A 20,086-nucleotide genomic window follows, 5' to 3' on the forward strand; every position below is an offset into this window, starting at 1 on the left:
AGGAATCTCACTTGATTAAGCGAACAGTAAAGAACATTGCCGAGATGGTCAAAGGCACACTGACAAATCCGCAATATGAACAAACAATCATTCATGGAGTGGCAACTGATACAAGAAAACTGGAGCAACATCAGCTTTTTATCCCGCTGAAAGGGGAACGTTTTGACGGTCACACTTTTGTGCCGCGGGCATTTGAAGCCGGTGTAGCAGCCGTTCTGTGGGATCGGTCTGAACCAAATCCGCCTGAGAATCATGCGGTTATTTTAGTAGACGATACTCTTCTAGCTCTTCAGCAGCTTGCGAAAGCTTATTTGCAAGAGCTTGGCGCTCGTGTCATCGGGGTAACTGGAAGCAATGGCAAAACGACAACAAAAGATATGATCCACGCCGTCCTGGGAACCCGGTACCGTGTCCATAAAACAGGAGGGAATTTCAATAATCACATCGGCCTGCCGCTGACTGTTTTAGCCATGCCTGAAGATACAGAAATCGCTGTATTGGAGATGGGAATGAGCGCCAAAGGAGAAATTGACCTTTTGAGCCGTCTGGCAAACCCGGATGCGGCAGTAATTACGAATATCGGTGAATCCCACATGCAAGACCTTGGCTCAAGAGAAGGCATTGCGGAGGCGAAACTGGAAATCATTAACGGGCTGAAGGAAGACGGCGTGCTGATTTATATCGGAGACGAACCGCTCCTTCAACAAGCATACAGCTGCCAAACGAAAACGTACGGAACTGGTGCGCAAAATGATTACCAGCTTCAGGATATCAGCCAGAGTGAAGCAGGAACCCATTTTACAATTAAAGGAATGGAAAAAACGTTTTTTATTCCGATACTCGGCAAGCACAATGTCATGAACGCCATGGCTGCGATTGCAGCAGGAGCTTATTTCGGCATCACACTTGAGGATGCGGCAAAAGGGCTGAGCGGACTAAAGGTAACTGGCATGAGACTTGAGCTCATCAAAGCAGACAGTGGGGTTTCGATTATCAATGACGCTTATAATGCGAGCCCGACATCCATGAAGGCTGCCATTCAATTGACAGAAAGCCTTGACGGCTACGGGAAAAAAATGCTCGTGCTCGGCGATATGCTTGAACTCGGCGATCTTGAAGAAACATTTCATAAAGAGTGCGGCGCTGTGATCAGCCCTGAGAAAATCGATCGCGTCTTTACGTACGGAAAACTGGGAGCGTTTATCGCGGAGGGCGCGTTGAAACATTTTGAAAAAGACCGCGTCAGTCATTACACTGAGAAAAAAGATCTCCTCCAAGCGGTGAAGGAAAGCGCGTCTAAGGGAGATTTGATTTTATTCAAAGCGTCCAGAGGTATGAAGCTTGAAGAAATCGTTAAAGATTTAATAGAGAGCCCGCTTTTATAAGAAAAAAATCCTGCGGAAAAACGCATATTGCGTCATAAAATAATATGATGTGCAAACACTAATGTATGCCGGCATGAAATTATGTATGTCTGGCAGGCTGCGGCTATGATACAATATATACAGGTTATTTCGCAATGCGAACATATTCGTCCGGACTTTCATCCGCTGACCCGAAGTTCTCCGCCGGACTTTTGAGAGCGGATGAGCCAGCCGGCATATTCGAGAAGCCGATCTGCTTCTCATCTTATTGAAAAACAAATAGTGTAATGGTAATATAAAATATAAAGTAATTCGGGCTTTGTATACGTATGGATCCTGTCCTTTCTGTCTAAAGGGCAGTTTTTAAGTGGTAAACCACGACATTACTGAAACAGCAATTAGAAGGAGTTTGAATAATTTGACTATAACGTTTCAAGATTTTAATTTAAGTTCTGATCTCATGAAGGCAATCAATCGTATGGGATTTGAAGAAGCAACACCAATTCAGGCACAAACGATACCGCTCGGACTTTCAAATAAAGATGTCATTGGACAAGCGCAAACAGGTACAGGTAAAACAGCTGCGTTTGGTATACCCCTTGTTGAAAAAATTAACCACGAGTCTCCTAATATTCAAGCAATCGTAATCGCACCAACCCGTGAATTAGCCATTCAAGTATCTGAAGAATTATATAAAATCGGACAAGATAAGCGTGCGAAGGTGCTTCCTATTTACGGCGGTCAGGATATTGGACGGCAAATCCGAGCATTAAAGAAAAATCCGCATATTATTGTGGGAACACCTGGACGTCTTCTTGACCACATCAACCGCCGCACAATTCGTTTAAACAATGTAAACACTGTTGTAATGGATGAAGCGGATGAAATGCTCAACATGGGATTCATTGACGACATTGAATCTATTCTTTCAAACGTGCCGAGCGAGCATCAGACACTTTTGTTCTCTGCGACAATGCCAGCGCCGATCAAACGCATTGCAGAGCGATTTATGACTGAGCCGGAACACGTAAAAGTAAAAGCGAAAGAAATGACAGTTTCTAACATTCAGCAGTTCTATTTAGAAGTGCAAGAGCGTAAAAAATTCGATACATTGACTCGTCTTCTTGACATTCAGTCTCCTGAGCTTGCGATCGTATTCGGACGTACAAAACGCCGTGTCGATGAGCTGGCTGAAGCTCTGAACCTTCGCGGATATGCGGCTGAAGGAATTCATGGTGACTTAACGCAGGCGAAACGTATGGTTGCGCTTCGCAAATTTAAAGAAGGTGCAATCGAAGTTCTTGTCGCAACTGATGTTGCCGCTCGCGGACTTGATATCTCAGGTGTAACACACGTATACAACTTTGACGTGCCTCAAGATCCTGAAAGCTACGTTCACCGTATCGGAAGAACAGGCCGTGCAGGAAAAACAGGTATGGCAATGACGTTCATCACACCGCGTGAGAAAAGCATGCTTCGCGCAATTGAACAAACAACAAAACGCAAAATGGACCACATGAAGGAGCCTACACTTGATGAAGCGTTAGAAGGCCAGCAGCAGGTTACTGTTGAACGTCTTCGCACGGCTATCAGTGAAAACAACCTGAACTTCTACATGACAGCGGCAGCTGAGCTGCTTAAAGATCATGATGCAGTAACAGTGGTTGCGGCGGCTATCAAAATGTCTACAAAAGAGCCGGATGCTACACCGGTTCGCTTGACAGACGAAGCGCCAATGGTCAGCAAACGCTACAAAAACCAGCGTTCTTCTAAGCGAAGAGACGGACAAGGCGGCGGCTACCGCGGCGGCGGAAAAGGGAAAAGCAGCAACAACAACCGTTCTTCCTATGACAAAAAGCGTTCAAACGATCGCCGTTCTTCAGGTGACAGACGCCAGAAAAAATCATACTAATACGATTAATTAAAGCCCAAAACATGACGTTTTGGGCTTTTTTATGTTTACGATTGGTTATTCAGCAAACTTGCAGCTGACGAATGCTGTTTTTCTATGTATGCTTAAAAATGAAACCATTTCTATATAAGAGACGTATAGGTAACCAACGAAAAAAAGGGAGGTAGGTAATTTGAGAGACCAGCCAAAAAACCAAATCAGTCCAGACGGATTAAAGGTTTGGCGACTTCAAGAAATCATCATATCCGCTGTCTGCTTGCTTATCATCATAGCGGCTGCAGTGTTAAGCTATTATTTTCACTGGCCATACTGGATCAGCGGCGGGCTCGGAGCGGTTTGGCTGCTGGGTTCGATTGTGACGGTTTTTATCGTTCCGAAGATCCGTCATAAAGTGTGGCGCTATGAAGTCCATGAACATGAAATAGATATTCAGTCAGGCATTTTTGTGGTGACGCGTGTGATTGTCCCGATGGTCAGGGTACAGCACGTCGATACATCGCAGGGACCGATATTGAAAAAGTACAATCTGGCAACGGTGAAAATTTCCACGGCCGCGACCGTTCACTCAATTCCTGCTTTGGAGATGGAGGAAGCGGATCGGCTGAGAGACTCCATTTCTCGCCTGGCAAGGGTGACTGACGATGATGTCTGAACCGAAACGCCTGCACCCGGCGGCAGTTATTTTGAATTTATGCCATACCATCATTCAAACGATAAAAAATATCATTCTGCCATTCTTTTTTGTGTATATCGTCAATTCGAACAATACTGTCCGTTTTTACGGAGCTATTGCGCTTGGTGTACTGTTTATCTGGCTAATAATAGCAAGCATCATCAATTGGAGAAGGTTTACCTATCGAATTGAAGATGATGAATTTAGAATCGAAGAAGGTTTGTTTGTCACGAAAAAGCGATACATATCGATCGAGCGTATTCAAACAATGAATACGAGCGCAGGAGTGGTCCAGCAAATCTTTAAGCTTGTGAAGCTGCAAATTGAAACAGCAGGCGGAGGCAAGGAAGCGGAAGCTGTACTTTCTGCTATTTCTGTTGAAGAAGCCGAACACATCAAGGAAGCCGTCTTTAAGCGGAAAGCCCAAAAGCACAAAAGCGAACAAGATGAAGAATCACCTGAAGCTGAGCAGGAGTTCATTCCGGCTGTTGAGCAGCAAGAACATTATCGGATGAACGTAAAAGAGCTGCTTATGGCCGCTTCCACGTCCGGCGGAATCGGAGTGATCATCTCTGCTGTATTTGCGCTTTTTACACAGCTTGACGAAGTACTGCCGATGGATTGGTTTTTCGATAAATTTTCCTTTCTTCATCACGCAAGCATCGGCATTTACGCTGTCCTTATTTTTATTGGTTTATTGATCGCCTGGGTGTTCAGCATCGCCGGTATGATGTTTAAATACGCGAATTTTCAAATCATAAAAAAAGAGCAGGAATTGGTGATTTCAAGAGGGATTATTGAAAAACACCAAGTCACCGTTCCGCTTCGAAAAATACAAGCCATTAAAATAAAAGAAAACATCATACGCCAGCTTTTCGGCTTTGTGACGGTATCTATCGTCAGCGCGGGAGGAGGCGACAGAGAAAAAGAAGAAGGCGCATTGACTATTCTTTTTCCGTTGATTCATAAGAAAAAGCTTCCTCACATGCTCCGGACGTTTACACCGGAATATACGCTGGAAGAAACCGTCTGTCGTCTGCCGCGCCGCGCGTTGAAACGATATCTGTTCCGTTCCGTCATCTTTTCACTCTTTTTGATCATTCCAATATGCATCTTCTTTCAGCCATGGGGTTATCTGACGATTATCTTACTTCCGATTGAATTGATCCTCGGCTACCTCGCGTATAAAGATGCATCATGGACGATCAGTGGAGACCGCCTTCAATTGACGTCCAGATTTATCAGCAGAACAACCGCCATTGTGTTAAAAAGACGAATGCAGGTTTGTAAGGTCAGCCAATCCTATTTTCAAAAGAAGGGCCGCTTGTACACCATTTCGACCTCGGTAAAATCATCGAGCCATATGGAAGAGTTAACGGTGAGGGATATAGGGGAAGAGGATGCAGACTTCATTTTAAACTGGTACTCATATGAAAGAGCGGACGATTAAAACCGCCGCTCTTTTTTTTGCACACATAAAAACGAGAGGAGAAATCCGCCGCAAAGTCCAAACAGATGGGCCGTCATGTTAATATTGGAGTTGATAAACGACATGAGCACGGCAAATGCGAGCAGTGTGAGAATCATTTTAGAATGCTCTTGCCCGATCAGCTCTTTGCGAAAAAGAACCATAAACAAATACACCCCGAACAGTCCGAAAATCGCGCCTGAAGCCCCGACATGCACGTAATCAAGCGGCTCTGCGACATATGTGCCGATGTTGCCGATGATGCCGGAGCCGGCGTACACAAGCAGGAAACGCGCTTTTCCCAGCATACGTTCCAAAGCCGGGGCAAATAAAAAGATGGACATGGAATTAAACAGCAGATGGGTAAAACCGGCGTGCAGCAAAACTGGGGTGATCAGCCGCCACCATTCACCGTTTGCGACGCCTAGATTATAGCCTGTGACTGCATCTCTCCATAACGCAACTGAATGGACAGGAAGTGAAAAAAGTAGCCAGAGAACGGCTTGTAAGGCCAATATAAAGGTGACAATGGGATAAAGTCTGATAAACGTTTGTACATTTTCCGTCCGTATAAACATTCCGAGCCCCTTTTCTTATTTTGATATTTCTATCGTAACACGTTTATGAGACAAACCATTCGAATAGTACATACGCAAAGGAGGTTATTATACATGATTTATGGCATTGGAATAGACATCATCGAGCTTAATCGAGTCGCTTCGATGGCCGGCCGCCAGAAAAGGTTTGCAGAGCGTGTGTTGATGCAGAGCGAGCTGGACCAATACCAAGGGCTTTCAGAGAGCAGAAAAATCGAATTTCTCGCGGGCAGATTTGCGGCAAAGGAAGCATTCTCGAAAGCGTATGGCACTGGTATAGGGAAGCGGCTCAGTTTTCAAGACATTGAAATTAAGAAAGATCCTAATGGCAAGCCTTATATCACTTGTGCGAAGCTGAGCCAAGCCGCTGTCCACGTATCCATCACTCATACAAAAGAATACGCAGCCGCGCAGGTTGTCATTGAAAGGTTGTCAAGCTAGTCTGCATATTAGGGAAACCCCACTCATATATTTGATAGTGCATTAAGGGAGACAAGTTGTTTGAGGCTTTTATGGTACGCATTCGTTCTGTCTAACGTGTACCGAGCGTACCGTTAAAGCCAAACAAGCGATTTCTTCCTTTTACATCAATTGAGAAAAAGGGGTTGAAAAAGGTGAGAAAAAGCTTTGTTTTGCTTTTAACGGGACTGCTTGCTGTCCTTATTCTTTCTGCCTGCGGGCAAAAAACACAGCAAGATATTGTGACCGGTTTAGATGAAAAGGCGAAAGAATACACCTCGTACAAAGCAAAAGCGAAAATGACCATCGAGACAGGGAGTGAGCCTCAAGTATACAATGTGGAAATCTGGCACAAAAAGCCATCTCTGTACAGGGTTTATTTAGAAAATCCCAAAAAGGACCAAAATCAAGTCATTTTACGAAACGAAAACGGAGTATTTGTTCTCACGCCGTCTTTAAATAAGAGCTTCAGGTTTCAAAGCGACTGGCCGAACAACAGCAGCCAGGTCTACCTGTTTGAATCGCTCGTAAAGGATGTTCAAAACGATTCGGATGCGGTCTTTACTGCGAAAGAAAAGAAATACGTATTCGAAACAAAAACGAACTATCAGCATAATAAAATGCTGCCAACACAAGAAATCACATTTAACAAAAAAGATATGAGCCCATCCTCTGTCAAAGTCATGGATACTGACCGGAAAGTCATGGTAAAAGTAGAATTCAGCAGTTTCGAATTTAATAAACAATTTGACAAAGAATCATTTGATGAAAAGAAAAATATGACTCTTTCCCAAATGGATGTCGCTACAAGTGCGAAGCCATCCGAGACATTCGCGGTCAAAACACCTCTTGAACTGCCGCTTGGCGTAAAACTTCTTGAAGAAAAAGATATTTCTACTGAGGATGGAAAGCGGATCATCATGACTTTCGGAGGAGAAAAATCATTTACCTTAATTCAGGAAAAAGCCCAAATTGCCAAAGCTTCTTCCTCAATCACAATGAACGGCGAGCCGGTAAACCTTGGCTACACTATCGGCGCCTTGTCGGATGCTTCATTATCATGGACATATGCCGGCGTAGATTACCTTCTCTCCTCTGAAAACCTTTCGAAAGAGGAAATGGTGACAGTCGCGAAAAGCATGCAAGGTCAATCATCTAAATAAAAGCTGAAGGCCAAACACTTGGCCTTTTTTTCGTTTGGCATCGTTTCCCTTTGCCCTTTAATTTTAGTATGATATGTAAATAATAATGAATAAAAGCTAGGAAGTGTCATAATGAGCACAAAACCTTTTTACAGAGATACGTGGGCGGAAATCGACTTGTCTGCGATAAAGGAAAATGTCAGTAATATGAAAAAACATATCGGCGAACATGTCCATCTGATGGCAGTTGTAAAAGCGAACGCCTATGGGCATGGTGACGCAGAAACAGCGCAGGCGGCTCTTGACGCAGGTGCTTCATGCTTGGCCGTGGCCATTCTCGATGAAGCGATTTCATTACGTAAGAAAGGTCTGAAGGCACCTATATTGGTGCTTGGAGCGGTTCCTCCGCAATATGCGGAAATTGCGGCCCAATATGACGTGACATTAACAGGTTATTCTGTTGAATGGCTTCAGGAGGCAGCCCGCCACTTGAAAAAGGACTCTCTTCGTTTTCATTTGAAGGTCGATACGGGGATGAACAGGCTTGGGGTAAAAACTGAAGAAGAAGTTCGTCACGTGATGGCGGTCCTTGACCGCAATCCCCGTTTAAAATGCAAAGGGGTATTTACTCATTTTGCGACAGCGGATGAAAAAGAAAGAGACTATTTTTTCATGCAATTTGAGCGTTTTAAAGAACTGATTGCTCCGCTCCCGTTAAAGAAAATGATGGTGCACTGCGCGAACAGCGCCGCCGGCCTCCGGCTGAAAAAAGGCTTTTTCAACGCGGTCCGCTTCGGTATCGGCATGTACGGTCTCCGTCCGTCAGCCGACATTACGGATGAAATACCGTTTGAGCTGCGCCCTGCATTTACCCTGCATTCAACGTTGTCTCATGTCAAATTGATCAAAAAAGGCGAAAGCGTCAGCTATGGAGCGGAATACACAGCGGAAAAAGACACATGGATCGGAACGGTGCCTGTCGGATATGCGGACGGGTGGCTACGAAAATTGCAAGGAACCGAGATTCTTGTGAAGGGAAAACGCTTGAGAATCGCCGGGCGAATTTGCATGGACCAATTTATGGTGGAACTGGATCAGGAATATCCGCCAGGCACAAAAGTCACGTTGATTGGCAGGCAGGCAAATGAATATATTTCCATGGATGAAATTGCAGACAGGCTTGAAACCATTAACTACGAGGTGTCTTGTACAATAAGTTCCCGTGTTCCCCGTATGTTTTTGGAAAATGAGAGTATAATGGAAGTGAGAAATCCTTTATTGCAGGAAAATGCAAGCAAATAGCTCACCCCAATGAAGAATTCATAAAACAGCTTTGCTTGATGAGTGAATAATGGTATCATTATCACTGGATGGATAAAGAGTCGTATCCGTAAGTTTGGTGGAGGTGTATGTTTTTTGTCTGAATCCAGCGCAAGAACCGAAATGAAAATCAGCCTGCCTGAAAACCTAGTAGCTGAATTGGATGGTGTAGCGATGCGGGAGAAACGAAGCAGAAATGAACTGATATCACAAGCAGTGAGAGCGTATGTCAGCGAACGAACAACTCGTCACAATCGTGATTTGATGAGACGCGGCTATATGGAAATGGCGAAAATCAACCTGAATATTTCTTCTGAGGCTCACTTTGCGGAGTGCGAGGCTGAAACGACAGTTGAGCGCTTAGTCAGCGGAGGATAATCATTTGATTGTGAAACGCGGCGATGTTTATTTTGCTGATTTATCTCCTGTTGTTGGCTCAGAACAAGGCGGAGTGCGCCCGGTTTTAGTGATCCAAAATGACATCGGAAATCGCTTCAGCCCAACTGCTATTGTTGCAGCCATAACAGCCCAAATACAGAAAGCGAAATTACCAACCCACGTCGAAATCGATGCAAAACGCTACGGCTTTGAAAGAGATTCCGTTATTTTGCTGGAGCAAATTCGGACGATTGACAAGCAAAGATTAACGGATAAGATTACTCATCTGGATGATGAAATGATGGATAAGGTTGATGAAGCCTTACAAATCAGTCTGGCACTCATTGATTTTTAGACATATGTACAGGTTGCTCAAATAGAGCAACTTTTTTTGTTTTCAAAAAACATAAGCGATATAATAGTGGAATAACGAAAAAAATATGTTGTTTTTTATCGGGAGGTAAGCGAATTTGATGTCGAATCAGACTGTACACCAGTTCATTGCCGAGAATCAAAATGAACTGCTCCAACTGTGGACTGACACACTAAAAGAATTAAGCGAGCAAGAATCATATCAGCTGACTGACCAAGTGTATGAAAATATATCTAAAGAGTATATCGACATTCTGCTTTCATCTGTTAAGGATGACAGCACTGCTGAAGACCAAATCAGCGAACTGGCGCTGAGAGCCGTTCAAATCGGACTTTCTTTGAAGTTTCTGGCTACGGCGCTGACTGAATTTTGGAAGCGTCTCTATATGAAAATGAATGATAACAGATTGCCAGATCAAGAAAGTACGGAATTAATTTGGCGAATGGAGCGCTTTTTCAGCCCGATTAATACAGAAATCTTAAATCAATACTCAATCTCATGGGAAAAAACAGTATCACTGCAAAAAATCGCGCTCCAGGAGCTATCGGCGCCGCTCATCCCGGTATTTGAAAATATCACCGTAATGCCGCTTGTCGGAACCATTGATACCGAACGCGCAAAGCGCATTATGGAAAACCTGCTTAACGGCGTCGTCAAACACCGTTCCCAAGTTGTGCTGATTGACATTACAGGTGTCCCTGTCGTCGATACGATGGTTGCCCATCATATTATTCAGGCATCTGAAGCGGTAAGGCTTGTCGGAGCAAAATGCCTGCTCGCCGGAATCCGTCCGGAAATTGCTCAAACCATCGTTAATCTGGGCATTGATTTATCCCAAGTTATAACTAAGAATACCCTGCAAAAAGGAATTCAAACAGCTTTGGAAATGACAGATCGAAAAATCGTTTCATTGGGGGAATAACATTTTGAGACATCCGAAAATCCCGATCTTGAAACTGTATAATTGCTTATTAGTGTCCATTCAATGGGAACTAGATGACCAAACTGCATTAACCTTTCAAGAAGACTTATTAAATAAAATATACGAAACAGGTGCTAACGGAGTTGTGATTGACCTGACTTCTGTCGACATGATTGATTCTTTTATCGCTAAAGTGCTTGGCGATGTAATCACGATGTCTAAATTAATGGGCGCAAAAGTGGTTTTGACAGGAATACAGCCTGCGGTAGCAGTGACGCTGATTGAACTCGGAATCGCACTTGAGGAAATTGAAACTGCGCTCGACTTAGAGCAAGGGCTTGATACATTGAAGCGGGAATTGGGGGAATAGCGAATGAACGACCAATCCTGTGTGAAAATCATGACAGAATGGGATATCGTGGCTGCTAGACAACTGGGGCGAAACGTTGCCAAAGAACTGGGTTTCGGCACGGTAGACCAGGCTAGGATTACGACGGCTATTTCAGAATTAGCCAGGAACATTTATTTATATGCCGGCAAAGGCCAGATCGGAATTGAACAAGTCTTAGACAGAGGAAAAAAGGGTTTAAAAATCATAGCGGAAGACCAAGGGCCGGGAATTCCTGATATCCGCAAAGTCATGGAAGACGGATTTTCAACGTCTGGCGGACTCGGAGCGGGACTTCCCGGCGTGAAAAGGCTGATGGATGAATTCAGTTTAAATTCCGTAGCGGGGGAAGGAACAGAGATACAAGCCATTAAGTGGCTTCGGTAGGAGGTAAGAAAGTGGATTTCAGGGAGGTTATTGAGCAGCGGTATCATCAGCTGCTTAGCCGATATATCGCCGAATTAACAGAAACATCTTTATATCAAGCCCAAAAATTCAGCCGAAAAACAATCGAGCATCAAATTCCTCCGGAAGAAATCATCAGTATTCACAGAAAAGTGCTGAAGGAGCTGTATCCAAGTCTCCCGGAAGATGTTTTTCATTCGCTGGATTTTTTAATAGAAGTCATGATTGGATATGGAATGGCTTATCAGGAGCATCAAACACTAAGGGGAATACAGCAGGAAATCAAATCAGAAATTGAAATCGCGGCCAATGTCCAGCAGACTCTGCTCGGAACAAAGATCCCGATGGAAGAAGCGCTGGATATCGGGGCCATCAGTGTGCCCGCTAAACAGATGAGCGGTGATTATTACCATTTTGTAAAAGACAAGGAATCGATTAATATCGCAATCGCGGACGTGATCGGAAAAGGCATTCCGGCTGCTCTTTGTATGTCCATGATTAAATATGCGATGGATTCTTTACCGGAAACGGGCATACACCCTTCTCAGGTGTTGAAAAACTTAAACCGAGTTGTTGAACAAAACGTTGATGCGAGTATGTTTATTACGATGTTTTATGCAAATTACAATATGGATAAACATCAAATTACATATGCTTCAGCGGGACATGAACCGGGATTTTACTATTCTCAAAAAGACAACACGTTTTACGATTTAGAAGCCAAAGGACTTGTTCTCGGCATTTCGCAGGATTATGACTACAAACAATTCGATCAGCACCTCGAAACGGGCGATATGATTGTCTTATTTTCTGACGGTGTCACAGAATGCAGAACGGAAAACGGTTTCTTGGAGCGTCCTGATCTGCAGAAGCTTATTGAGGAACATATGTGTTCTTCCGCGCAGGAAATGGTCAAAAACATTTATGACAGCCTCCTCAAATTGCAGGATTTTCAGCTTCATGATGATTTTACGTTAATTGTTTTGCGAAGAAAGGTTTAGCATCAATCAGCCGAGGGTATAAGACAATTAATGATTTGAAGGATAATTTGAGGTGATATGCATGAATATAAATGTTGATGTAAAGCAAAGTCAGAATGATACGCAAGTAAATATTGCAGGAGAAATAGATGTATATTCAGCTCCGGTGCTCAGAGAGAAACTCGTTCCTCTGGCAGAACAAGGCGCTGATTTAAGAATTTGCCTGAAAGATGTCAGCTACATGGACAGTACCGGACTCGGCGTTTTTGTAGGCGTCTTTAAAACAGTCAAGAAACAAGGCGGTTCGCTGAAACTTGAAAATCTTTCTGATCGGTTGATCCGTCTGTTTGAGATTACAGGCTTAAAGGACATTATTGATATTTCTGCAAAGTCAGAAGGTGGAGTACAATGAAGAATAACGCTGATTACATCGAAATGAAAGTGCCGGCCCAGCCTGAATATGTAGGAATTATCAGGCTGACACTGTCAGGCATCGCGAGCAGAATGGGTTATACGTACGATGAAATTGAAGATCTCAAAATCGCAGTCAGTGAAGCGTGTACAAATGCGGTTCAACACGCTTACAAAGAAGATAAAAGCGGAGAAGTGTCAATCCGATTCGGTGTGTTTGAAGACCGTTTAGAGGTCATTGTGGCAGATGAAGGAGACAGCTTTGATTTTGATCAAAAGCAGCAAGATTTAGGGCCGTACACTCCTTCTCACACAGTTGATCAATTATCAGAAGGAGGGCTCGGTCTATATTTAATGGAAACGCTCATGGATGAAGTCAGAGTGCAAAACAACTCCGGCGTCACCGTAGCGATGACAAAGTATTTAAATGGGGAGCGAGTTGATCATGACACAACCATCAAAAACTACGAAACTAACTAAAGATGAAGTCGATCGGCTCATAAGCGATTACCAAACAAATCAAGATGAACAGGCGCAAGAAACGCTTGTGCAAGTATATACAAATTTGGTTGATATGCTTGCGAAAAAATATTCAAAGGGCAAAAGCTTCCATGAGGATCTCCGCCAGGTCGGCATGATCGGTCTGCTCGGTGCCATTAAGCGATACGATCCCGTCGTCGGCAAATCGTTTGAGGCTTTTGCCATTCCGACAATTATCGGGGAAATTAAACGTTTCCTTAGAGACAAAACGTGGAGTGTTCACGTGCCGAGACGGATTAAAGAGCTGGGTCCAAGAATCAAAATGGCGGTTGATCAGCTGACAACTGAAACACAAAGGTCTCCGAAAGTAGAAGAGATTGCTGAATTCCTCGATGTTTCAGAAGAAGAGGTTCTTGAGACGATGGAAATGGGTAAAAGCTATCAAGCATTATCCGTTGACCACAGCATTGAAGCGGATGCGGACGGAAGCACTGTCACGATTCTTGATATCGTCGGATCTCAGGAGGACGGATATGAGCGGGTCAACCAGCAAATGATGCTGCAAAGCGTGCTTCACGTCCTCTCAGACCGCGAAAAACAAATTATTGATCTAACGTATATTCAAAACAAAAGCCAAAAAGAAACTGGGGACATTCTCGGTATATCTCAAATGCACGTCTCGCGTCTGCAGCGAAAAGCTGTGAAGAAGCTCAGAGAGGCCTTGATTGAAGATCCCTCGATGGAGTTAATGTAATGATTCAGGTTGAAGAAAACGAGCACATTCAAACACTTGTATACCAACTGAATAAAGAAGGAAAATCAATCTGCGGCGACAGCTTTTTTATGAAAGCTGATGATAAGGAGTTAATTTGTGCGGTAGCTGACGGACTTGGAAGCGGATCGCTTGCCAACGAATCTTCTGCAGCCATCAAAGACTTAGTGGAAGATTATGCGAATGAAGACGTACAAAGCATTATCGAACGCTGTAATCAGGCGATGAAAAACAAAAGAGGCGCTACAGCATCTATTCTGAAGATTAATTTTGAACAAAGACAGTTTACGTACTGCTCTGTCGGAAACGTACGGTTTATTCTGCATTCTCCGTCTGGTGACAGCTTTTATCCTCTGCCGATATCAGGCTATTTATCAGGCAAGCCGCAAAAATACAAAACGCACACCGCCACTTATGAAAAGGGTTCAAAGTTCATTATACATACAGATGGGCTTGACGTACCCGACATCCGCTCCCACTTGAAAAAAGGCCAGTCGGTAGAAGATATATCGAATTCGCTGAAAATGTATACGACATCAAGAAAAGATGATCTGACCTATATTCTTGGACAACTGTCCTAGGAGAACAGAAAATGAGAAGCCGGAACGTCGGCTTCTTTTTTTTTCGATTGGCCATCAAACAGACATATGAGCATAAAAACCGGCAGCGCTGACTGTCTTTTTTTATGTGTTTTTTTCGGTTTTTGATACACTAGAGAAAGAACGACAAAATTGGAGGCTTTGGTTACATGGAAACGTCAGCCCTTTTAAAACAGCAAATTGCGAAAGAAATAGGATTATCACAAAAACATGTTGAAAGTGTCATCCATCTGCTTGAGGACGGCAACACAGTTCCATTTATCGCCCGATACCGTAAAGAGCAGACAGGTTCAATGGATGAGGTTCAGATTCAGACGATTTCTGAACGCTGGCAATACATACAACACCTGACTCAGCGAAAAGAAGAGGTCATCAGACTCATTGCAGAGCAGGATAAACTGACAGATGACGTAAAACGAAAAATTGAGCAGTCAGTGAAGCTTCAGGAAGTCGAAGACCTTTACCGCCCGTATAAACAAAAACGAAAAACGAAGGCAACAGTCGCGAAAAGCAAAGGCCTCGAACCGCTTGCCGACTATATCCTGACACTTCCGCAGGATGACCGTCTCTCAGAAACGGCAGACCGATACATCAGTGAAGAAAAAGAAGTATTCACACAAGAGGAAGCAATTGAAGGCGCCAAGCATATTATTGCGGAACAAATTTCAGACGAGCCGAGTTTCAGAAAGTGGATTCGCCAGGAAACCTTTAAAAAAGGAATCATGAAGTCTGCAGCCGGAAAATCGGCAGACGCCGACGAGAAAAATGTATATGAAATGTATTATGAGTATGAAGAGCCAATCGCAAAAGTCGTTCCGCACAGAGTGCTGGCGATGAACCGCGGCGAAAAAGAAGACATTTTAAAGGTGTCTATCGAACCGCCAGCGGACCAGATTAAGGCGTATTTAGAAAAACAAATCATCAAAAACCGCTCGACGCCTGTAAAAGAAATCTTGCAGGAAACGATTGAAGACAGCTATAAAAGACTGATTCAGCCGGCAGTCGAACGTGAAATCAGGAAAGAGCTGTCAGAAAAAGCGGATGAGCAGGCGATTCATATTTTCTCTGAAAACTTAAGAAAACTTCTTCTTCAGCCGCCGATGAAAGGCAAAACCGTTCTCGGTGTTGACCCAGCCTTCCGAACTGGATGCAAGCTCGCTGTGTCTGATGAGACCGGAAAAGTTTTGGAGATTGATGTCATCTATCCGCATGCGCCAGTCAACAAAACAAAAGAAGCCCATGAAAAAGTGAAAAAGATTCTTGAGCAGCATCAAGTCGAGATGGTGGCAATCGGAAACGGGACGGCATCCAGAGAAACGGAGCAGTTCATTGTCAATGTACTGAAGGACATGCCCCGCAAAATTTATTATGTGATCGTCAATGAAGCAGGTGCAAGCGTGTATTCAGCTTCTGAGCTTGCCAGAGAAGAATTTCCAAAGCTTCAGGTTGAAGAGCGCAGTGCTGTATCTATCGCGCGAAGACTTCAAGACCCGCTTGCTGAACTCGTGAAAATCGATCCGAAATCTGTTGGCGTCGGACAGTATCAGCATGACGTCAGTCAAAAACGATTAAATGAATCTCTGCGGTTCGTTGTTGAAACGGTCGTAAACAAAGTGGGAGTAAACGTCAACACAGCATCAGCCGCGCTGCTTCAATATGTAGCGGGATTATCAAAGTCTGTTGCAGGCAATGTTGTCAAAAAACGCGATGAAATCGGAAAGTTCTCCAATCGAAAAGAACTAAAGGATATTCCAAGGCTCGGTGCGAAAACCTATGAACAATGTATTGGCTTCTTAAGGGTACAGGAAGGGACAGAGCCTTTGGACAGAACGGGCATCCACCCGGAAAGCTATAAAGAAACGAAAGCGTTATTGAAAAAGCTCAGCCTTTCAACAGAACAAATCGGTACAGCGGAATTGAAGGATAAAATCAATCAGCTCGCGCTTTCTGAAACGGCACAAGAGCTGGGAATCGGAGAAATCACTCTGAAAGACATTTGTGAACAGCTGACAAGGCCGGAACGCGATCCCCGCGATGAGGTGCCAAAGCCTTTGCTGAAAACAGACGTCCTTCAACTGGAAGATTTGAAAGAGGGAATGGAGCTCCAAGGCACCGTACGCAATGTAGTGGACTTCGGAGCGTTTGTTGATATCGGAGTCAAACAAGACGGATTAGTGCATATCTCCAAACTCAGCAATCAATTCGTCAAGCATCCTCTTGATGTCGTATCGGTTGGCGATATTGTCACAGTTTGGGTTGACGGCGTAGATGTACAAAAAGGCAGAGTATCGCTGTCTATGATAAAATAAAAGCACTGCTTACGAGCAGTGTTTTTTCCTATAGAAATACCAGCATTGATTCAGCAGTTTAATTTGGTAATTGTCTTTCTCAAGGAATGCTTTTTGCATCTGTTTTTTAAGCCAATTTGGCATAGGCTCATTCCTCCTCAGCTTTTATCATAAGAGGGACAGTGATTACCATATTGTATGCGGACGGTGAATTGTCCCGTTCAATGTTTTTTAAGTGAGGTGCACGATGGATAATAAAGAGCTTCAAAAGCTGACTGAGGATATTTCAGAAACGTATTTTAAAAAGCCGTTCCGCCATGAGGCGCTTTTTAATAATAGGCTTAAAACGACGGGCGGAAGGTATCTGTTAACTTCCCACAACATTGAATTGAATAAAAAATATCTGATTGAACATGGCAGGGAGGAACTGATCGGCATCATCAAGCATGAGCTCTGTCATTATCATCTTCACCTTGAAGGGAAAGGGTACAAGCACAGAGACAGAGATTTTCGAATGCTGATGCAGCAGGTCAATGCCCCAAGATTCTGTACACCTCTTAAGAAAAAAACAGAAAACAAAAAAACTTATATGTATATCTGTACGGCGTGCGGCCAACAGTATATAAAGAAACGTGCCATGAACCCTGACCGATACAGGTGCGGAACATGCCGAGGCAAAATAAAAAGAATTTTTTCGTGAAAAAGGTTGACGTTTACAGCAAGTCTATGTTACATTATAAAAGTCGTTACGAGAGATGAAAAAACATTAACCTCTTGACACTGTAAATCAAGGCTGATAAAATAAGTCTTGTCTCATTATTCCACAGTAGCTCAGTGGTAGAGCTATCGGCTGTTAACCGATCGGTCGCAGGTTCGAATCCTGCCTGTGGAGCCATATTGGAGAAGTACTCAAGTGGCTGAAGAGGCGCCCCTGCTAAGGGTGTAGGTCGCATAAGCGGCGCGAGGGTTCAAATCCCTCCTTCTCCGCCATAAAATCTCGATATAAGTTCTCAACCATCGGCCCGTTGGTCAAGCGGTTAAGACACCGCCCTTTCACGGCGGTAACACGGGTTCGAATCCCGTACGGGTCATTCCATATTCGTTGGGCTATAGCCAAGCGGTAAGGCAACGGACTTTGACTCCGTCATGCGTTGGTTCGAATCCAGCTAGCCCAGCCATTTTTATTTTTTGAAATTGAATAGCAAGAGCCATTAGCTCAGTTGGTAGAGCATCTGACTTTTAATCAGAGGGTCGAAGGTTCGAGTCCTTCATGGCTCACCATTTATCTTTTTGCGGGTGTGGCGGAATTGGCAGACGCGCTAGACTTAGGATCTAGTGTCTTACGACGTGGGGGTTCGAGTCCCTTCACCCGCACTTTATTTTTACAAAGTGCACACAAATCGGTTTTGCTAGGTTAAGAGCCTGCTAAACCAGCACAAACAATTTAATGATCACGCGGTCGTGGCGGAATGGCAGACGCGCTAGGTTGAGGGCCTAGTGGGTGAATAACCCGTGGAGGTTCAAGTCCTCTCGGCCGCATCCCAATAATACCAAGGGTTTAACCACCTTTGGTATTATTTTTTTATGTGGAAAATACGGCCATGAGAGAAGACTTTCTCACCAAAACTCACCAGTTACTTAAAGTAAGCTTACTGATTTACTGTAGCATTGGTTAAAATAACTTTTTCCCGTCATAAGCACTTGCTCCGACAACAACACCAGTTAAAAATACAGTCGCCAGTCCAAAATCTTCTCTTGCATTGATATTAAGTATTGGTAATAACATTTCTAAATTATTAAGAATTTTCCCGGATACTTTTTCATATATTTCACTCGGCATTAATTGACTATCACGATAAGGACTTACCAATGTTTCTAATTCTTTAGGGATAATCGATTCAAATGACTTAGTTATTGCTGATTCGTTTTTGTTCCCCCAATGGCGTATGGCTGCGCCAATAGCAACACCAGCAGCTGCTACAGTTAGTGGCTCTAATTCATATTTATTGTTATGAGTTTGAACCCAATTATTAAGTATAGGAGTTAGTTGAGAGTAGCTGCTATCTAATTTTTTACTCCAACTCCCTATTTCTTCAGGCTTAGTTATTTCATTTATCGCTATTACAAGGGTAGCCTTCATTTGACCAAAGGCCAATTCTAAGAGTTCATCATGTAAACCGAGGAATTCTCGGGCATCTTGTAATATACGTGATATTAATATACCTTGATTTATAAAGTGTGTTCCACCAGATGAATTTGGTAGTTGCCCCCCTTTATGATGAAGTGCAACCAGTTTCCAGTTTGTATCAAATACACCAGATCCTGAAGAACCATTTTCAGTATCAGTAGTATATTGAAGAAATTTGTTACCTACAATATCTTTTACTATATTATCTGTCAAAGCAATTTCTTTTGTTCTTGCTGCGGGATGTTGAATAATAACAACATTTTCGTTAATGTTTGGAGTTGCTATATCTTTAAGGTCAATATATCCAAATTCTTGTCCCGGATTACCTTTTATTTTTACTATTGTGTAGTCCAGTTCTGGATTAGTTCGAAAGACAGTGCTATCAACTTCGAATCGCCTACTGGGTTTAAGGTTTCCATTCCAATCTAATTCGTAATTAAATTCTACGAAAGATCGAGAAGCTTCTTCTACACTGGAAATGACATGGTTATTTGTGATCAATAAATCAGGTGATATTAAAAAACCAGTTCCGTATCCACTTCCTGGTACATTAACTCGCCCCACTGTTTTAGCTAGTTCAAGACCACGAGTAAGCCAAGCAATACTCATTAAATTATTAATATCAATAATTTTTTCATCAGTACTACTTAGTATTACCTTTTCATTAAAATTTTCTTTACTTCGAAAGGTATCTAGGCTTTGATCATTACCTTTCCATTCTTCAGCATTTAAACGTCTTATAATTGCTTTCTTCATGAATATCACTCCTAATAAGTTTATCTCACATAGTATCAATCCTTTTTTAATTTTTATTCACTATAACTTAGAAAAAACTAGTCAGTATAAATTAAATATACGTATTCTAATTATTTATTTTGTAAATATCTTGCTTTAAAGAAATTGTGTTAAAGTGTCTAAAAATTAAGATATCTAACTTGTATTTCTTGATTAAATGCTTAAATTTTTTC

The 20,086-nt window shown here is 43.1% G+C and carries 22 protein-coding genes and 7 tRNA genes; 26 read left to right on the forward strand and 3 right to left on the reverse strand.

The features are described 5' to 3' along the window. The first annotated feature begins 11 nt into the window (after nucleotides 1–11). The 4 genes from AAGG74_RS20670 to AAGG74_RS20685 all read left to right on the forward strand — a co-directional run bounded on the left by AAGG74_RS20670 (nucleotide 12) and on the right by AAGG74_RS20685 (nucleotide 5,399). Nucleotides 12–1,385, forward strand: a complete 1,374-nt coding sequence (locus AAGG74_RS20670) for a UDP-N-acetylmuramoyl-tripeptide--D-alanyl-D-alanine ligase (protein WP_429677035.1) — start codon at nucleotides 12–14, stop codon at nucleotides 1,383–1,385. 397 nt (nucleotides 1,386–1,782) lie between these two features. After that, the gene (gene cshA / locus AAGG74_RS20675) at nucleotides 1,783–3,276 is read left to right on the forward strand and encodes a degradosome RNA helicase CshA (protein WP_162104089.1); all 1,494 of its coding nucleotides are present in this window, start codon (nucleotides 1,783–1,785) and stop codon (nucleotides 3,274–3,276) included. A 172-nt stretch (nucleotides 3,277–3,448) separates the two neighbouring features. Continuing rightward, nucleotides 3,449–3,928 carry a PH domain-containing protein gene (locus AAGG74_RS20680; protein ID WP_429677037.1) on the forward strand — a complete coding sequence of 160 codons (480 nt, stop codon included), beginning with the start codon at nucleotides 3,449–3,451 and terminating at the stop codon, nucleotides 3,926–3,928. Next, nucleotides 3,918–5,399 carry a PH domain-containing protein gene (locus tag AAGG74_RS20685; protein ID WP_429677039.1) on the forward strand — a complete coding sequence of 494 codons (1,482 nt, stop codon included), beginning with the start codon at nucleotides 3,918–3,920 and terminating at the stop codon, nucleotides 5,397–5,399. Before AAGG74_RS20680 ends, AAGG74_RS20685 begins: the two co-directional genes overlap by 11 nt. On the opposite strand, the gene AAGG74_RS20690 is transcribed toward AAGG74_RS20685, so the two are convergent. Beyond that, nucleotides 5,396–5,995 (reverse strand): rhomboid family intramembrane serine protease, encoded by a 600-nt coding sequence (locus AAGG74_RS20690; protein WP_162104092.1) that lies wholly within the window; start codon nucleotides 5,993–5,995, stop codon nucleotides 5,396–5,398. The two genes, AAGG74_RS20685 and AAGG74_RS20690, sit on opposite strands and share 4 nt — an antisense overlap. 93 nt (nucleotides 5,996–6,088) lie before the next feature. On the opposite strand from AAGG74_RS20690, the gene acpS reads away from it, so the two are divergent. From acpS to AAGG74_RS20760, 14 genes are all read left to right on the forward strand, one after another. Beyond that, a complete protein-coding gene (acpS, locus tag AAGG74_RS20695) occupies nucleotides 6,089–6,454 on the forward strand; it encodes a holo-ACP synthase (RefSeq protein WP_225493553.1) in 366 nt (121 codons plus the stop codon). A gap of 164 nt (nucleotides 6,455–6,618) precedes the next feature. Beyond that, nucleotides 6,619–7,635, forward strand: coding sequence for a LolA family protein (locus AAGG74_RS20700; protein WP_225493552.1), 1,017 nt, complete (start codon nucleotides 6,619–6,621; stop codon nucleotides 7,633–7,635). 111 nt (nucleotides 7,636–7,746) lie between these two features. Next, complete coding sequence (alr, locus tag AAGG74_RS20705) at nucleotides 7,747–8,916, forward strand: alanine racemase (RefSeq protein ID WP_429677042.1); 1,170 nt, start codon at nucleotides 7,747–7,749, stop codon at nucleotides 8,914–8,916. A gap of 114 nt (nucleotides 8,917–9,030) precedes the next feature. Continuing rightward, on the forward strand, nucleotides 9,031–9,312 hold the full coding sequence (endB, locus tag AAGG74_RS20710; protein ID WP_003225183.1) for a type II toxin-antitoxin system antitoxin EndoAI: 282 nt from the start codon (nucleotides 9,031–9,033) through the stop codon (nucleotides 9,310–9,312). A 4-nt stretch (nucleotides 9,313–9,316) separates the two neighbouring features. Beyond that, nucleotides 9,317–9,667, forward strand: coding sequence for a type II toxin-antitoxin system endoribonuclease NdoA (gene ndoA / locus AAGG74_RS20715; RefSeq protein ID WP_003156187.1), 351 nt, complete (start codon nucleotides 9,317–9,319; stop codon nucleotides 9,665–9,667). A gap of 115 nt (nucleotides 9,668–9,782) precedes the next feature. Next, nucleotides 9,783–10,607 (forward strand): RsbT co-antagonist protein RsbRA, encoded by an 825-nt coding sequence (gene rsbRA / locus AAGG74_RS20720; protein WP_429677046.1) that lies wholly within the window; start codon nucleotides 9,783–9,785, stop codon nucleotides 10,605–10,607. Nucleotides 10,608–10,611: 4 nt separating this feature from the next. Then, nucleotides 10,612–10,977, forward strand: a complete 366-nt coding sequence (gene rsbS / locus AAGG74_RS20725) for an RsbT antagonist protein RsbS (RefSeq protein WP_162104097.1) — start codon at nucleotides 10,612–10,614, stop codon at nucleotides 10,975–10,977. Nucleotides 10,978–10,980: 3 nt separating this feature from the next. After that, nucleotides 10,981–11,382: a serine/threonine-protein kinase RsbT gene (rsbT, locus tag AAGG74_RS20730; RefSeq protein ID WP_162104098.1), complete on the forward strand. Its 402-nt coding sequence runs from the start codon at nucleotides 10,981–10,983 to the stop codon at nucleotides 11,380–11,382. A gap of 11 nt (nucleotides 11,383–11,393) precedes the next feature. Next, entirely contained in the window at nucleotides 11,394–12,401 is a 1,008-nt protein-coding gene (gene rsbU, locus AAGG74_RS20735) for a phosphoserine phosphatase RsbU (protein ID WP_162104099.1), read from the forward strand. Nucleotides 12,402–12,462: 61 nt separating this feature from the next. Then, on the forward strand, nucleotides 12,463–12,792 hold the full coding sequence (rsbV, locus tag AAGG74_RS20740; protein WP_162104100.1) for an anti-sigma factor antagonist RsbV: 330 nt from the start codon (nucleotides 12,463–12,465) through the stop codon (nucleotides 12,790–12,792). Beyond that, on the forward strand, nucleotides 12,789–13,271 hold the full coding sequence (gene rsbW / locus AAGG74_RS20745) for an anti-sigma B factor RsbW (RefSeq protein WP_162104101.1): 483 nt from the start codon (nucleotides 12,789–12,791) through the stop codon (nucleotides 13,269–13,271). The genes rsbV and rsbW overlap by 4 nt, the downstream gene beginning before the upstream one ends. Continuing rightward, nucleotides 13,237–14,025: an RNA polymerase sigma factor SigB gene (sigB, locus tag AAGG74_RS20750; RefSeq protein ID WP_003240361.1), complete on the forward strand. Its 789-nt coding sequence runs from the start codon at nucleotides 13,237–13,239 to the stop codon at nucleotides 14,023–14,025. The genes rsbW and sigB overlap by 35 nt, the downstream gene beginning before the upstream one ends. Beyond that, nucleotides 14,025–14,624 carry a phosphoserine phosphatase RsbX gene (gene rsbX, locus AAGG74_RS20755; RefSeq protein ID WP_162104102.1) on the forward strand — a complete coding sequence of 200 codons (600 nt, stop codon included), beginning with the start codon at nucleotides 14,025–14,027 and terminating at the stop codon, nucleotides 14,622–14,624. Before sigB ends, rsbX begins: the two co-directional genes overlap by 1 nt. A 167-nt stretch (nucleotides 14,625–14,791) precedes the next feature. Continuing rightward, nucleotides 14,792–16,951 (forward strand): Tex family protein, encoded by a 2,160-nt coding sequence (locus AAGG74_RS20760; RefSeq protein WP_429677050.1) that lies wholly within the window; start codon nucleotides 14,792–14,794, stop codon nucleotides 16,949–16,951. A gap of 9 nt (nucleotides 16,952–16,960) precedes the next feature. Here AAGG74_RS20760 and cmpA read toward each other — a convergent pair whose 3' ends face one another. Further along, the gene (gene cmpA, locus AAGG74_RS20765) at nucleotides 16,961–17,074 is read right to left on the reverse strand and encodes a cortex morphogenetic protein CmpA (protein WP_003225207.1); all 114 of its coding nucleotides are present in this window, start codon (nucleotides 17,072–17,074) and stop codon (nucleotides 16,961–16,963) included. A 103-nt stretch (nucleotides 17,075–17,177) separates the two neighbouring features. Here cmpA and AAGG74_RS20770 point away from each other — a divergent pair, with 103 nt between their 5' ends. The 8 genes from AAGG74_RS20770 (at nucleotide 17,178) to AAGG74_RS20805 (ending at nucleotide 18,469) form a co-directional block, all read left to right on the forward strand. After that, nucleotides 17,178–17,630 (forward strand): SprT family protein, encoded by a 453-nt coding sequence (locus AAGG74_RS20770; protein ID WP_162104104.1) that lies wholly within the window; start codon nucleotides 17,178–17,180, stop codon nucleotides 17,628–17,630. 120 nt (nucleotides 17,631–17,750) lie between these two features. Beyond that, nucleotides 17,751–17,825: transfer RNA gene (locus AAGG74_RS20775), tRNA-Asn, on the forward strand. A gap of 4 nt (nucleotides 17,826–17,829) precedes the next feature. Beyond that, nucleotides 17,830–17,920 (forward strand) — tRNA-Ser (locus AAGG74_RS20780). Nucleotides 17,921–17,949: 29 nt separating this feature from the next. Further along, a tRNA-Glu gene (locus AAGG74_RS20785) sits at nucleotides 17,950–18,021 on the forward strand. 12 nt (nucleotides 18,022–18,033) lie between these two features. After that, nucleotides 18,034–18,108: transfer RNA gene (locus AAGG74_RS20790), tRNA-Gln, on the forward strand. Between the two features lie 27 nt (nucleotides 18,109–18,135). Next, nucleotides 18,136–18,211: transfer RNA gene (locus tag AAGG74_RS20795), tRNA-Lys, on the forward strand. A gap of 11 nt (nucleotides 18,212–18,222) precedes the next feature. Beyond that, nucleotides 18,223–18,304, forward strand: a tRNA-Leu gene (locus AAGG74_RS20800). Between the two features lie 81 nt (nucleotides 18,305–18,385). Next, nucleotides 18,386–18,469, forward strand: a tRNA-Leu gene (locus tag AAGG74_RS20805). Between the two features lie 133 nt (nucleotides 18,470–18,602). Here the strand turns inward: AAGG74_RS20805 and AAGG74_RS20810 are convergent. Beyond that, the gene (locus tag AAGG74_RS20810; protein ID WP_429677052.1) at nucleotides 18,603–19,874 is read right to left on the reverse strand and encodes a trypsin-like serine peptidase; all 1,272 of its coding nucleotides are present in this window, start codon (nucleotides 19,872–19,874) and stop codon (nucleotides 18,603–18,605) included. Nucleotides 19,875–20,086 lie beyond the last annotated feature (212 nt).

Origin of the sequence: Bacillus mexicanus (assembly GCF_050445615.1) — a bacterium.
Classification (GTDB): Bacteria; Bacillota; Bacilli; order Bacillales; family Bacillaceae; genus Bacillus; species Bacillus mexicanus.

Coding starts and splice junctions, on each gene's coding strand:
- AAGG74_RS20685 (WP_429677039.1), top strand. CDS start 3,918: ATGATGTCTGAACCGAAACGCCTGCACCCGGCGGCAGTTATTTTGAAT.
- AAGG74_RS20690 (WP_162104092.1), bottom strand. CDS start 5,995: ATGTTTATACGGACGGAAAATGTACAAACGTTTATCAGACTTTATCCC.
- acpS (WP_225493553.1), top strand. CDS start 6,089: ATGATTTATGGCATTGGAATAGACATCATCGAGCTTAATCGAGTCGCT.
- alr (WP_429677042.1), top strand. CDS start 7,747: ATGAGCACAAAACCTTTTTACAGAGATACGTGGGCGGAAATCGACTTG.
- rsbT (WP_162104098.1), top strand. CDS start 10,981: ATGAACGACCAATCCTGTGTGAAAATCATGACAGAATGGGATATCGTG.
- rsbV (WP_162104100.1), top strand. CDS start 12,463: ATGAATATAAATGTTGATGTAAAGCAAAGTCAGAATGATACGCAAGTA.
- rsbW (WP_162104101.1), top strand. CDS start 12,789: ATGAAGAATAACGCTGATTACATCGAAATGAAAGTGCCGGCCCAGCCT.
- sigB (WP_003240361.1), top strand. CDS start 13,237: ATGACACAACCATCAAAAACTACGAAACTAACTAAAGATGAAGTCGAT.
- rsbX (WP_162104102.1), top strand. CDS start 14,025: ATGATTCAGGTTGAAGAAAACGAGCACATTCAAACACTTGTATACCAA.
- AAGG74_RS20760 (WP_429677050.1), top strand. CDS start 14,792: ATGGAAACGTCAGCCCTTTTAAAACAGCAAATTGCGAAAGAAATAGGA.
- cmpA (WP_003225207.1), bottom strand. CDS start 17,074: ATGCCAAATTGGCTTAAAAAACAGATGCAAAAAGCATTCCTTGAGAAA.
- AAGG74_RS20770 (WP_162104104.1), top strand. CDS start 17,178: ATGGATAATAAAGAGCTTCAAAAGCTGACTGAGGATATTTCAGAAACG.
- AAGG74_RS20810 (WP_429677052.1), bottom strand. CDS start 19,874: ATGAAGAAAGCAATTATAAGACGTTTAAATGCTGAAGAATGGAAAGGT.